Source organism: Pseudomonas sp. AC463, assembly GCF_979253585.1.
In genome coordinates this window covers 1-266 of the sequence record NZ_CEEDDZ010000697.1, presented here as the reverse complement: position 1 = coordinate 266, position 266 = coordinate 1, and the positions used below count along the sequence as shown (strand labels likewise).

Below are 266 nucleotides of genomic sequence, written 5' to 3'. Positions count from 1 at the left end.
ACCGTCTTCACCCAGCGATCGCGGACGCTGTCGCGATAGCCCATCAGCCGGTCGTACGCCGACCGGTCGATGACCGGACCGACATCGGTCGCCGGATCGCCGGGCGCGCCGAGCCGCAGCGTGTCCATCGCGCCCTTCAGCATGCCGATGACGGTGTCGGCCACATCCGCCTGCACCAGCAGCAGCCGGAGCGCCGAGCAACGCTGCCCCGCCGTGCGGAACGACGACGCGACCCCGGCGGCGCTCCGGCTGCTGCTGGTGCAGGC

1 protein-coding gene is annotated in these 266 nt (G+C 72.6%); it reads right to left on the bottom strand.

From position 1 onward, the window contains the following. A partial coding sequence (locus AC0IYH_RS31980) for an aldehyde dehydrogenase family protein (protein ID WP_471838308.1) occupies nucleotides 1-266 on the bottom strand: 266 nt, incomplete at both ends.